This is a genomic window from Variovorax stachyos (assembly GCF_051400855.1).
In the GTDB taxonomy this organism is placed as follows: Bacteria; Pseudomonadota; Gammaproteobacteria; order Burkholderiales; family Burkholderiaceae_C; genus Variovorax.
On the sequence record NZ_JBLFFN010000007.1, the window covers coordinates 24,605 to 37,007 of the forward strand.

Sequence of the window (12,403 nt, forward strand, 5' to 3'; positions counted from 1 at the left end):
CCTACCTCCAGGTCTTCTTCTTTTTCCAGCGCCGCTCGCCGCGCACGCCTTCGTCCTTCAGGCCGAGGTAGAACTCCTTGATGTCCTCCTTCTCGCGCAGGCGCTCGCAGGTGTCTTCCATCACGATGCGGCCGTTCTCCAGAACATAGCCGTAGTCGGAGGCGTTGAGCGCCATGTTGGCGTTTTGCTCGACCAGCAGGATGGTGGTGCCGCGCTCGCGGTTGATGCGCACCACGATCTCGAAGATCTCGCGCGTCAGCTTGGGCGACAGGCCGAGGCTGGGCTCGTCGAGCAGGATCAGCTTGGGCGCGGCCATGATCGCGCGCGAGATGGCGAGCATCTGCTGCTGGCCGCCGGAGAGCAGGCCGGCGTGCTGCATGGCGCGCTCGCGCAGGATCGGAAAGTAGGCGTAGACGGTTTCGATGTCGCGCGCCACGCCGTCGCGGTCGCTTCGGGTGTAGGCGCCCATCAGCAGGTTGTCCCTGACCGACAGCAGCGGGAAGACCTCGCGGCCCTCGGGGACGTGGCTGAGCCCCTGCTGGACGATGCGGGCCGGGTCCTGGGCGGTGATGTTGCGGCCCTCGAATTCGATGCTGCCTTTGCGCGGGTCGATGATGGCGGAGATGGTCTTCAGGATGGTGGTCTTGCCGGCGCCATTGGAGCCGAGCACCGTGGCGATTTCGCCCTTGCGCACCTTGAGGCTGACGCCGCGGATGGCCTTGATGGGGCCGTAGGCGCTTTCGACGTTGAGGAGTTGGAGGACGGTGTCGTCGTCGCTCATGAAGACCCCCTCCTCAGACCGCTCAGATCATCCACCGTCCCCAGATAGGCCTCGATCACCCGCGCATCCGACTGCACCTCGCGAGGAGTCCCGGAAGCCAGCGCTTCCCCCATGTTCATCGCCAGCACCCGGTCCGACACCTTCGACACCAGCGACATGTCGTGCTCCACCATCAGCACCGAGATGCCCAGTTCCTTCTGGATGTCCTGGATCCAGAAGGCCATGTCCGCCGTCTCTTCCACGTTGAGCCCGGAGGACGGCTCGTCGAGCAGCAGCAGCTTCGGCTGCGTGCACAGCGCGCGCGCCAGCTCCACCACCTTGCGCACGCCGTAGGGCAGCCCCGCGACCATCGAATCGCGGTGATGCTGCAGGTCCAGCAGGTCGATCACCCGCTCCACCTTCTCGCGCGCCTCGATCTCGGCGCGGCGCGTGGCCGGAGTGAAGAAGATCTCGCTCCAGAAGCCCGAGCGCCGATGCGTGTGGCGGCCGATCAGCAGGTTGTGCAGCACCGTCGCATGCTCGAAGAGCTCGATGTTCTGGAAGGTGCGCGCGATGCCCAGCGCGGCGATCTCGTGCGGCGCATGCCCGGTCAGCGCGACCGGCGCGCCCTCCCCGCCGTGCCACAGGATCTCGCCCGTGGTCGGCGTGTAGATGCGGCTGATCAGGTTGAACACGGTCGTCTTGCCGGCGCCGTTGGGCCCGATCAGCGTGAACACTTCGCCGCGCCGCACCTCGAAGCTCACCTGGTTGACCGCGAGCACGCCGCCGAAGCGCACGCTCAGCTCCTTGGCGGACAGGAGGATTTCGTTCATCGAAGGCGATCCGACTTGGTGAAGGCCTTCTGCCGCTTGAACAGGCCCTTGCGATAGAAGGGAAAGAGCTGAAGATAGGTGCGCACCTTCAGCCAGCGCCCGTACAGCCCCAGCGGCTCGAAGAGCACGAAGCCGATCAGCACCAGCCCGTAGACCAGCCCCTGCAGCCCGGGCGCCTGCCCGATCACCGGCGGCAGCCAGTCCTTGCCGAGCGCGATCAGCTGCGGCATCGCGATCAGGAAGATCGCACCCAGGAAGGCGCCGTGCACCGAGCCCAGCCCGCCGATCACCACCATCAGCAGGAGGTCGATGGACTGCAGGATGTTGAACTGGTCCGGCGAGATGAAGCTCAGCTTGTGCGCATACAGCGCCCCGCCCAGCCCCGCCAGCGCCGCCGAGATGGCGAAGGACATCGTCTTGTAGCGCGCCAGGTGGATGCCCATGCTCTGGGCCGAGATCTCCGAGTCGCGGATGGCGACGAAGGCACGGCCCGTGGGCGAGCGCAGCAGGTTGAGGATCGCGAAGGTGCACAGCACGGCGATCAACAGGCACACGATGTAGAAGTTCTCGCTCGAGCCGATGTCCAGGCCGAGGAACTTGGGCGACTTCACATGCAGCCCCGAATTGCCTCCCGTCACGCCCTCCCAGCGCGCGAAGACTTCCTCCACGATGAAGCCGAAGGCCAGCGTGGCGATGCCCAGGTAGATGCCCTTCACCCGCAGCGCAGGCAAGCCCACCACCACGCCCACCGCCGCCGACAGCGCGGCCGCAGCCGCCAGCGCAAGAGGAAAGGGGACGCCCGCATTGGCCAGCACCGCCTGCGTGTAGGCACCGGTACCCAGGAAGGCCGCGTGGCCGATCGAGAACTGCCCGGTAAAGCCGGCCAGCAGCATCAGGCCCAGCCCGACGATGCCGTAGATCAGCACGAAGGTCAGCTGCGCGAGCCAGTACTCGGGCAGGAGCCAGGGCGCCGCGATCAGCACTGCGCCGAGCAAGCCGTACCAGAACACGTGGCCGCCGTGCCGGGCCAGGGCGATGTCCTGGGCGTAGCTGGTCTTGAAGATGAAACGCATGACGGCCTCAGACCTTCTTCCGCAGCTTCTCGCCGAACAGCCCGTTCGGCTTCACCATCAGCATGACCAGCACCACGATGTAGGGCGCCGTGTCCTTGAAGCCGTCGGGCAGGTAGAAGCCCGCGAAGGACTCGACGATGCCGATCACCAGCCCGCCGACGATCGCGCCCGGCAGGCTGCCGAAGCCGCCCACCACCGCCGCCGGAAAGGCCTTGAGGCCGATGAAGCCCATGTTGGCGTGCACGAAGGTGATGGGCGCGAGCAGCATGCCGGCAATTGCCGCCACCGCCGCCGCCAGCCCCCACACCAGCCCGTTGAGCCGCTTGACCGGGATGCCCATGTAGTAGGCCGCGAGCTGGTTCTGCGACGAGGCCTGCATCGCGATGCCCAGCTTGCTGTAGCGGAACATCGCGTAGAGCAGCCCGCACAGGACGGCCGTCGCGCCGATGATCGCCGCCTGCTCCACGTTGACCACCAGCGCGCCGAGCTTCCAGATCTCGTCCTTGTAAGGCACGGCGAGCGAGTGCGTGTCGGTGCCGATGCCGGGGATCATCGTGATCAGCCCGCGCGCCACGTAGGCGATGCCGATGGTCAGCATCACGATCGAGAACTGCGGCTGGCCGAGGATGGGCCGGATCACCACCAGCTCGAGCAGCACGCCGAAGGCTGCCATCGCCGCAATGGCCAGCAGCGCCGCCAGCCAGAAGGGCAGCCCGACCAGCGACATGCCGGCGAAGGCGCAGAAGGCGCCGAGCATCATCAGCTCGCCCTGGGCGAAGCTCACCGTCTCGGTGGCCTTGTAGATCAGCACGAACCCCAGCGCGATCAGGCCGTAGATGCAGCCTTGCGCGATGCCTGACAGCAGCAGTTGGAGGATTTGAAGCAACGGCGCCTCGGTGGGATTGGCGGTTTATATCGGCCGCCAGCCTTCGGGGCGCAGAGGGTTGACCCGCATGCTGCGCCCGGGTGCGGGCGCCCCCTCACCAATCGGCGGGGGCAGCGGACCGCCGAAGAAGAGCGCGTCGGACGATTCTGGTTCGAGCAGCAGGTTGAGCGCATCGGATGCCCGGTCGCCACCTGGTGCGCCGCGCGGGCCGATGCGGTCCCCTCGCCCAACGGTGCAGGGATTTACCCCGCGGTGCGCCACGCTTCGCCGGCTTCAATATGAAGCGCCATCGTCTTGAAGGAGGCCATGGCTCGCTTTCCATGCCGGCTTGTCGACCGAGGACAGGTTCAAGGCGTCGCGCACGGTCAAGTGGCGTGCCCCTTCGCTGGCAAAGTGTTCGACCAGGTCGTTCGGGAGGCGATATTCAGAACGGTTCAACATCGCGCCCAAGGCGGAAGCCTTGAAGGCCTCTCTGTTGCGCTCGAGACGAGCGAAGAGGGCACGGCGATCGGGACCGGGAGCAGCCTCGAAGCTGAGACGGCGCAACGACGTGTTGCGCTCCAACGCCTTGGTCAGCTGCTTCAATTCCCCCTGGTTGACGACGCGTAGTGTTTTGGCCCCAAGAAGGTTACGGCCCTTGGCATCTCCGAATGAGATTGACCGCAGAGTCCTGCTCATCGTCAGCAGGTATGCCATCGCAGTAACAGTGCTGTCCCCGATGAAGTTGCCGCTCAGGTTCAGATGCCGCAGGCAAGTTCCGTGTTGTCCCAGCGCAAGAAAGATCCACGCCATCGTCCTGCCAGGAAGAAGGTTTCCGCTCAGATCCAGCAATAGAAGGCTCGGCATCTTGTACACGGGTGTTATCTGGACAAGATGATGCCCCGGGCCTTTTACAGGGTCCATTGCGTGCTGGGCATGCACCAGCGCGCGGCACCGCTTGATCCTCAGCACCTGGAGTCCGGATTGCCGGCAGATCGCCTCGCCCAGACGTGCGTTCTGGTCGACCGTGACAACCGGCCCATCCAGTTTCCGGTCTCCCGTTCCAGCAACTTCGAAGCGCAGGCCGGTGATGCTCAGGTTGTGGACCTGGTAAATCCTGAGAACCTTGATCAGCAAGTCACAGGCGCTGCTTTTGTTTTCTGGAGCGTGGCCTGGTTCACCAAAGCCTGCCTCAACGACGCTCAGGGTGTCGAGCTGTTTCCCGGCCATCCACTCCGAAGCATCCATCACGCCAGCCTCGGCGCCGACCCTGTGGAGGTGCAGGTTGGCGAGCGCCGGCATCTTGTCCACCGCCTGGAACAGCAGCTCGGCTGCGGATCTGTCGAACACAAGATCCGAAAGCGTCAGCTCAGCGAGGGCGAAGCCGTGGGGAATCGCATTGACCAAAGTTCCCAACGCTCCCCCATCCATCGGACCCTGTATGCGCAGGTGCCTCATCTCCTTGAAGAACGCCAAGACCTCGCACAGCACGCCCGCCTCGTTGTGCTTCATGCATTCGCAGACCAGGCCGCTCAGGTCCGGCAGTTGGCCTGTGCTGTAGTAGTCGCTGGCCAGCGCGTCAAACGCGGCCATCAACTCGCGATTTTTCGACGAAGGGGTACGGGCCGAATCGGGCACGTTCGTGGGCACCGCTCGTGCAAGTGCGAATCGATTGAGAGAAGCGCCGATAAAGTTCATGATGAGTATCCGCGGGGTTGGTTGGTTGTCATGGAAGCGTTTCCGCGTGGATCGCGAGAACCTTGATGGGTCACGCCGGGTGCGTGAACGATTCCATGCCACCCGGCGGCGACTGCGGCTCAGCGGGCCGCGCGCTGGGTCACTTCGAAGGGCCACCTCTTCCGCTGCTCGCATCCCAGGCCGCCCGGTTGACCGAGGAGATCCTCACGCCATCGGCTTGAGTCAACCCCTGTTTGTAGATGTTCATGGCGACGTCCTTCGGGAAGCCGGGGTGCACGCTGTTCAGCGCCCCCCATATGCCACTCGCCGCGACAGAACCCACGTTCCGCATGACAGCTTCCCCCAGGCGTAGCTGGTAGGCCTTCGGGATCTTGGACCAACTGGCACGAAGACGCAGCAACGACGTGTTGGCTTCGAACGCCTCGGCCAACGCCTCCAGGGCGTCGGCATCCCAGTCTGCGCTAACCGACCCGTTGGCAAGTTGAAGCGAGAGCTGCTGGAGCGTCCTGTTCGCACTCAGCAGGGCTGCCGTCGCGGCGATGACAGGCGATCCGATCGAATTCCCGTTCAAGCTCAGGAACCTGAGGCCCGTCTGCTCTTTCTTGAGCGCAAGGAGCAACTGCACCAACGCGTCGTCTTCCAGAGAGTTCCAGCCGAGATCCAGGCTCAGAAGACTGCGCATTCCCGCCAGATGGAAGATCTGGACAGGCTGGGATCCCGGCCCTTTCAAGAACTTGAAATTGCACAGGGAAAGACTCGTCAAGGGCTTGTGCCCCAGCTCTGTTAGCAGCTCGTTGAACTTGCTCGACTCGATCTCCCAGCCGCCCAGATTCACCACCTTAAGCGGTTGCTGGCCGCAAAGGAATGGCGTATAGCAGTCGAGCTTCTTCGGCTTGCTGCGCAACTGCTCCACAACCAAGCTGACGGAATTCAGCAGGGCTTGACGACCGATGGCATCGGCCAGACGGGCATGCTGGTCGGTGGTGATCGCCCCAAAGTCCTGGATGCTCAGACTCTGGACCTGAGAACGGTCAAGGATGCCGAGCAGCAGTTCACAGACGTCCACATGGGGTACCGAACTGGTACTAACTGTCACGGCTTCGAGTGCTTCGAAGGCTGGCCCGTACGGCCACTCGAAGGAGATGGGCCCTGTTACGCCGGCCATGTAGAAGCACAGCCTCTCCAATTTGGGCATTCCGCACAGTGCCTTGTACATCAGAGTTGCTTCGTCGGAACTGAGGCTTGTCATCGACAGCGTAAACGACCGGACAGGGAAGCCGGCCGGCATTGCCGCGATCAAGGCCTCCCACCCTCGCGCGCTGACCTGGCCCTCCAGGTACAGACTCTCCACGACCTCATTTCTCAGGATTTCCTCCAGCACGTCCGGTTCCGGAAGTGCCACGCACTTCCCTAGCAAGCGCTTCACGTACTTTCGGCCTTCCGCGGGCTCGCTGCTCACGTAGTCTTCGAACAGCTTCTCGAACCCGGGGGCCCTTTCAAGCCGATCATGCAGCGTGGTCTGCAACTTCAACCCGAGCGAAGCCTTCCAGGCGCCGGGCTTCGCCGCTCGATTCTTGACCGTATTGGGAATGCCGGGCGGTGTGGTAGAGGTGTTGGCCGAATCGGGCACGTTCGTGGGAACCGCTCGTGCGATTGCGAACCGATTGAGATAGGCGCTGAAAAAGTTCAAGATGCGGGTTCCGGGTCGATTGTTGTCATGAAGCACTTCCGTGTGATCGCGAAGGCCTGAATGGGTGGCGCCGGATGCGTGACCGTTCCATGCCGTCGGGTTTACCCGGCACCATCACGACAATGACCGCGCTCCCTGGCCCACCCCCAGCGAGGTCTACGTGCTGATCGAGCCCATTGCGCGGTTCTCTTCACTCAGTTGTCACGAAGGCCGCATACCGTCCATCCGCCACTATCCCGAGGAGAACCTTTTTATGAACCGCCTGAAGAGCCTCTGTTCCGCCCTGCTGGGCCTGGGCCTGCTGCTGACGGCCGCCGCGCCGGCCGCGGCGCGCGACGAGGGCGCGCGCCGGCGCGCCGACAACGCGCCGTTGGTGATCGGCCATCGCGGCGGCGCCAACGGCTACCTGCCCGAGCACACGCTGGAAGCCTATGCGCTCGGCATCGAGCTCGGCGCCGACTACATCGAGCCCGACCTCGTCGCCACCAAGGACGGCCACCTGATCGCGCGCCACGAGCCCAACCTGATCGACACCACCAACGTCAGGAGCCTGCCGCAGTTCGCAGACCGCAGGAAGACGGTGATGGTCGACGGCGTTCCCACCGAAGGCTTCTTCGCCAGCGACTTCACGCTGGCCGAGATCAAGCAGCTGCGCGCGGTGCAGTCCTTTCCGGAGCGGGACCAGTCCTTCAACGGCAAGTTTCAGATCCCGACCCTGGTCGAGGTGATCGAGCTGGCCAAGCGCAAGTCGCGCGAGGAAGACCGCCGCATCGGCATCTATCCAGAGACCAAGCACCCGACCTATCACCAGAGCATCGGCCTGCCGCTGGAAGACCGGCTGCTGGGCGTGCTCGGCCGGGCCGGCTGGAATCATCGCAATGCGCCGGTCTTCATCCAGTCCTTCGAGACCGCCAACCTGCGCTATCTCCGCACCAGGACCAGCGTGCGCCTGATCCAGCTGGTGGACGCCAACGACGTCAAGCCCGACGGCTCGCTCGACTTCACCAAGCCCTACGACAAGCCCTACGACTGGGTGGTGTCGAACCGCGATGGCGTGTTCGGCGACCTGCTGACGCCGCGCGGGCTGCAGGAGGTGAAGGGCTATGCGGACGGCATCGGCCCCTGGAAGCCCTACCTGATCCCCAGCGCCTGCAAGTCGGTGCAGAACGGCGCCTGCGCCGACGTGACGGGCGACGGCGTGGTCGACGATCGCGACCGCGTGCTGCTGCCGCCGACGGACGTGATCGCCAACGCGCACAAGCTGGGGCTGCTGGTGCACCCCTATACCTTCCGCAGCGAGCAGAAGCGGCTGACCGGCAGCTTCGAGGGCAACCCGGTCAACGAGTACCTCGCGTTCTACGAGGCCGGGGTCGATGGGCTCTTCAGCGACTTCGCGGACACCGCGGTGGCGGCGCGCGCGATGTTCCTGTTGAAGCACGATCCGGACTACGCGCGCTGCCTGGTCAATGCGCGGCGGTGCGAGAGGAACAACGACTGATGCCTGCGGGTCGCCGCGCCCGGTGCGCGAGCGTCCTGCCGGCGTCGCTCAAGAGCCGGCTTTTCGCAGGAACTCCTCGTACGACGCTCGAGTCTCGTGGTCGAGCGAAGAGAGAGTCAAGGCATCGCGCTCGGTCAGCTCCTGTTCGATGAGCTTGATCATGTCGTGCGGCAATTTCGGGATCGTGAGGCTCTCATCTGTCCACGGGCGATTCAGGAACAAGGGCACGAACGTCGCGGTGGTTTGCATGGCGGCCTGGACCAAGGGAGCCCTCCTGTTGCGATCGAGGCTGGCATCCACGCTTGCACGGTATTCATCGAGGTCTCGAGTCCAACGGAATTGAAGTTCCAGCAAGGAATGGTTGTGCTCCACCGCTTCGATCAATTCCAGCATCGCAAGAGACCCGACGAAATCAGCTTGCCCCACGGGCGCTTCGAACGAGAGTCGACAGAGCGTTTTGCTGTTCCACAGCAAGGACGCCATTGCGGAAATTGCTTGCGGCCCAATCTGGTTCCCGCTCACGTTCAGGTCTACGAGAGGGGTTGCCGCTTCCTTCAGCGTCGTGAGCAACGCCACCAGCTTGCCCCTTGGCAGATGATTGCCGCTGAGATCCAGATGCCTGAGGGTTTTTATCTTGGCCAAGGGCAAGAGGTTGATGCTGCCCGTCTCCCTGGACGCAGGATCGCCAGCCACCGAGCACTCGCTGAGATGGAGACTCTCCAACGCGGGCTGGTTCGAGGACAGCGCTTCGATCAGCTGGTTGAACTGGTGTACTTGAATACAACTGCCATTCAGGTTCAGTTGCACGAGTGCTCGTGGTGTCTTGCCGCAAAGGAACGGCATATAGCACTCGAACTGCTTCGTCGTGCCGCGATGCCCGATCTTCAATCGCAGGGATTCCAGCAGACTTTGCTCGGCAAGCAGATTGGCCAGCTTTGAATGCTTGTCGATGCTGATCGTTCCAGACTCTTCAATGCTCAGGCGTCGGACCTTGCAAGCCCTGAGAATTTTCAGCGGCAGCCGAAAGCCGCCGGCTTTCGCATCGGATTTGACAAGGACATCCAGTTCGGCGAGCACCGGAAAGTCCGGGCAATCCAATTGGTCGAAGCCTCCCTCTTCCGTGACCTTTCTGAGAGTCAATTTCTCCAGTGCAGGCATGTGTCTCATCGCCTTGAACAGCAGCTTGCACTTGTCAGCATCGAAGCACTCTTTCGACACCGTCAGCTCCGTAACGTGGAGGGGACCCGACATAGCCTTGGTCAGGGTTTTCAATGCTCGCTCGCTGAGCGGACCCTCCATGCACAGGCTTTCTATGTTCTCGTTCGCCAGAATGTAGGCAAGCACGTCCACGTTACCGTGCTCCATGCAATCGCAGACCATGAGACTCAGGTCCGGCTTCTTGTCCTCGGTGAGATAGTCGCTGATCCGTTGGTCAAATGGCGACCGCTCATGCAGAGGGGGGGCAACTGCTCGACGAGCCTGGCCTTCCAGGCGCCGGGGTCCGTTGATTCTGTATTGTCCAGACGGGTGTATGGCTTCGGGGCGAATCTCTTTTGAAGCGAGGTTAGTCGTTGCATATTTGTATTGCTGGGGTGATGAGGCGGCAAAAGGCGTTCTGCGTGCCACGCGAGAACCTTGGTAGGTGGCACCGGTGCGCGAATCGTTCCATGGCCCCTTCACCAGCAATGACTGCATGCAGGTCGAAAGCGAGGCGCCCTGCGCCCCGCCCATTCACTACGTCGCCCTGCTTCCAAGCGCACGCCGCAACTCGGCCGCGCACATCGACACCGCCGCGTTCGCCTCGTCGATCAACCGGCCCATCGTGATGAAGCCGTGGATCTGCCGCTCGAAGCAGACGTACGCCGCGCGGTTGCCGGCCGCGGTCAGCGCACGCGCATAGTCCAGGCCCTCGTCGCGCAGCGGGTCGTAGCCGGCAGTCAGCACCAGCGCCGGAGGCAGGCGCGACAGGTCGGTGTGCAGCAGCGGCGAGGCGCGCCAGTCGCGGTCGTGCCGCGGGTCGTCGATGTAGTTGTCGTGGAAGTAGCGGATGCTGTCGCTCGTCAACACAAAGCCCTGGCCGTTGCTGGTGTGCGAAGGGTGCACGCAGCGCATGTCGGTCGCGGGATAGATCAGCAGCTGGAAGGCGATCGGCAGGTCGCCGGCATCGCGCGCCGCGATCGCAATGACAGCCGCAAGGTTGCCGCCGGCGCTGTCGCCGCCGACCGCGAGCCGGCTCGCATCGACGCCGAGCGTCGCCGCCTGCTCGCGTACCCAGTAGGTGGCGGCCAGGGCGTCGTCGACCGCCGCGGGAAAGCGATGCTCCGGGCCCATGCGGTAGTCGACCGCCACCACCGCGCAGCCGGAGAAATTGCAGAGCTCCCGGCACAGCGTGTCGTGCGTGTCGAGGTCGCCGATGGTCCAGCCGCCGCCGTGGTAATAGACCAGCACCGGCAGTACGGCTTTGGCGTTGCTACCGAGAGGGCGGTAGTACCGCAGGGGGATCGCGCCATGCGGCCCCGGTGCGCTCAGCTCGCGCACCTCGGCCACCTCGCCCGGCTCGGGCTGCGTGACGGTCCGCCGCTCGCGGTAGAACCTGCGCGCATCTGCAGGCGTCAGCGTGTGGGTCGGCGGTACCTTGCGTTCGATGAGCAGATCGATGAAGGCCCGGGCGTCGGGATGCAGCATGGCGAACTCCTGGAGGACGTGTGATCAGGCCCGGCGCGGCTTGACGCGCGAGGCGGCTTCCTTGGCATTGCGGCGCGCGGTCTCGATGTCGGCGGCATGCGCCAGCGCGACGCCCATGCGGCGCTTGACGAAGCTCTCGGGCTTGCCGAACAGGCGTACATCGCTGCCCGGCACCTGCAGCGCATGCGCGACCCCGTCGAAGACGATGCCTTGCGCGTCCACGCCACCGTAGATGACGGCGCTGGCACCGGGGCTCTTGAGCGCGGTGTCGACCGGCAGGCCGAGGATGGCGCGGGCGTGCAGCTCGAATTCGTTCTGCCATTGAGTCGCCATGGTCACCATGCCGGTGTCGTGCGGCCGCGGGCTGACCTCGCTGAACCAGACCTCTTCGCCCTTGATGAAAAGCTCGACTCCGAACAGGCCCTGGCCGCCCAGGTCGGCCGTCACGGCCTGGGCGATGCGCTGCGCCTTCTCGAGCGCGGTCGGCGCCATCGGATGCGGCTGCCAGCTCTCGACGTAGTCGCCGCTGACCTGCACATGGCCGATGGGCGCGCAGAACTGCGTCTGCACGGAGCCGTCGGCAGCGAGCGCGCGCACGGTCAGCAGCGTGATCTCGTAGTCGAAGTCGATGAAGCCCTCGACGATCACCCGGCCATGGCTCACGCGTCCGCCAGCCATGGCGTAGTCCCAGGCCTTCTGCACATCGGCCGGGCCGTCGATCCGGCTCTGGCCCTTGCCGGAGCTGCTCATGACCGGCTTGACGATGCAGGGGTAGCCGATGCCGGCGTCGATGGCGGCCTGCAGCTCTTCCAGCGAGTCGCAGAACTTGTAAGGGCTGGTGGGCAGGCCCAGGGTCTCGGCCGCGAGGCGGCGGATGCCCTCGCGGTCCATGGTGAGGCGCGCGGCGCGCGCGGTCGGGATCACGCGCACCGTGCCGGCCTCCTCCAGCTGCTGCAGCATGGGCGTGGCGATGGCCTCGATCTCGGGCACCACCAGCTGCGGCTTCTCGGCCTCGATCAGCGCCTTGAGCTGCGCCGGGTCGCTCATCGCGATGGTGCGTGCATGGTGCGCCACCTGCTGGCCGGGCGCGTTCTCGTAGCGGTCGACGGCGATGGTCTCCACGCCCAGGCGCTGCAGCGCGATCAGCACCTCCTTGCCGAGCTCGCCGGAGCCGAGCAGCATCACGCGGGTGGCGGTGGGGGAAAGGGGCGTGCCGAGGGTGGTCATGGGGCGGGTCCGTCGCGTTGGAGTCAGAAGCAGATCGCGGCATTTTGAATCACCGCGGCTGTCACCGGCAGCAA

At 64.5% G+C, this 12,403-nt stretch carries 10 protein-coding genes; 1 reads left to right on the forward strand and 9 read right to left on the reverse strand.

The window, feature by feature from the left end:
- Position 1 precedes the first annotated feature (1 nt).
- The 6 genes from ACMGEZ_RS14440 to ACMGEZ_RS14465 all read right to left on the reverse strand — a co-directional run bounded on the left by ACMGEZ_RS14440 (position 2) and on the right by ACMGEZ_RS14465 (position 6,919).
- Positions 2-781, reverse strand: coding sequence for an ABC transporter ATP-binding protein (locus tag ACMGEZ_RS14440; protein WP_436822973.1), 780 nt, complete (start codon positions 779-781; stop codon positions 2-4).
- On the reverse strand, positions 778-1,593 hold the full coding sequence (locus ACMGEZ_RS14445; RefSeq protein ID WP_436822974.1) for an ABC transporter ATP-binding protein: 816 nt from the start codon (positions 1,591-1,593) through the stop codon (positions 778-780). Before ACMGEZ_RS14445 ends, ACMGEZ_RS14440 begins: the two co-directional genes overlap by 4 nt.
- Positions 1,590-2,666, reverse strand: coding sequence for a branched-chain amino acid ABC transporter permease (locus tag ACMGEZ_RS14450; protein ID WP_436822975.1), 1,077 nt, complete (start codon positions 2,664-2,666; stop codon positions 1,590-1,592). Before ACMGEZ_RS14450 ends, ACMGEZ_RS14445 begins: the two co-directional genes overlap by 4 nt.
- 7 nt (positions 2,667-2,673) lie before the next feature.
- Positions 2,674-3,552, reverse strand: coding sequence for a branched-chain amino acid ABC transporter permease (locus ACMGEZ_RS14455; protein WP_436822976.1), 879 nt, complete (start codon positions 3,550-3,552; stop codon positions 2,674-2,676).
- Positions 3,553-3,825: 273 nt separating this feature from the next.
- Positions 3,826-5,229 (reverse strand): hypothetical protein, encoded by a 1,404-nt coding sequence (locus ACMGEZ_RS14460; RefSeq protein ID WP_436822977.1) that lies wholly within the window; start codon positions 5,227-5,229, stop codon positions 3,826-3,828.
- Between the two features lie 139 nt (positions 5,230-5,368).
- A complete protein-coding gene (locus ACMGEZ_RS14465; RefSeq protein WP_436822978.1) occupies positions 5,369-6,919 on the reverse strand; it encodes a leucine-rich repeat domain-containing protein in 1,551 nt (516 codons plus the stop codon).
- 253 nt (positions 6,920-7,172) lie between these two features.
- On the opposite strand from ACMGEZ_RS14465, the gene ACMGEZ_RS14470 reads away from it, so the two are divergent.
- Complete coding sequence (locus ACMGEZ_RS14470; protein ID WP_436822979.1) at positions 7,173-8,417, forward strand: glycerophosphodiester phosphodiesterase; 1,245 nt, start codon at positions 7,173-7,175, stop codon at positions 8,415-8,417.
- A 48-nt stretch (positions 8,418-8,465) separates the two neighbouring features.
- On the opposite strand, the gene ACMGEZ_RS14475 is transcribed toward ACMGEZ_RS14470, so the two are convergent.
- Genes ACMGEZ_RS14475 through purT form a run of 3 tightly spaced genes read right to left on the reverse strand, consistent with a single transcriptional unit; the run spans position 8,466 to position 12,329 of the window.
- Positions 8,466-10,112 carry a leucine-rich repeat domain-containing protein gene (locus ACMGEZ_RS14475; RefSeq protein ID WP_436822980.1) on the reverse strand — a complete coding sequence of 549 codons (1,647 nt, stop codon included), beginning with the start codon at positions 10,110-10,112 and terminating at the stop codon, positions 8,466-8,468.
- Positions 10,113-10,151: 39 nt separating this feature from the next.
- Entirely contained in the window at positions 10,152-11,102 is a 951-nt protein-coding gene (lipP1, locus tag ACMGEZ_RS14480) for a LipP1 family hormone-sensitive lipase (protein ID WP_436822981.1), read from the reverse strand.
- 24 nt (positions 11,103-11,126) lie between these two features.
- Complete coding sequence (gene purT, locus ACMGEZ_RS14485; RefSeq protein ID WP_436822982.1) at positions 11,127-12,329, reverse strand: formate-dependent phosphoribosylglycinamide formyltransferase; 1,203 nt, start codon at positions 12,327-12,329, stop codon at positions 11,127-11,129.
- Between the last annotated feature and the right edge of the window lie 74 nt (positions 12,330-12,403).

Coding starts and splice junctions, on each gene's coding strand:
- ACMGEZ_RS14450 (WP_436822975.1), bottom strand. CDS start 2,666: ATGCGTTTCATCTTCAAGACCAGCTACGCCCAGGACATCGCCCTGGCC.
- ACMGEZ_RS14445 (WP_436822974.1), bottom strand. CDS start 1,593: ATGAACGAAATCCTCCTGTCCGCCAAGGAGCTGAGCGTGCGCTTCGGC.
- ACMGEZ_RS14440 (WP_436822973.1), bottom strand. CDS start 781: ATGAGCGACGACGACACCGTCCTCCAACTCCTCAACGTCGAAAGCGCC.
- purT (WP_436822982.1), bottom strand. CDS start 12,329: ATGACCACCCTCGGCACGCCCCTTTCCCCCACCGCCACCCGCGTGATG.
- lipP1 (WP_436822981.1), bottom strand. CDS start 11,102: ATGCTGCATCCCGACGCCCGGGCCTTCATCGATCTGCTCATCGAACGC.
- ACMGEZ_RS14460 (WP_436822977.1), bottom strand. CDS start 5,229: ATGAACTTTATCGGCGCTTCTCTCAATCGATTCGCACTTGCACGAGCG.
- ACMGEZ_RS14475 (WP_436822980.1), bottom strand. CDS start 10,112: ATGCAGTCATTGCTGGTGAAGGGGCCATGGAACGATTCGCGCACCGGT.
- ACMGEZ_RS14470 (WP_436822979.1), top strand. CDS start 7,173: ATGAACCGCCTGAAGAGCCTCTGTTCCGCCCTGCTGGGCCTGGGCCTG.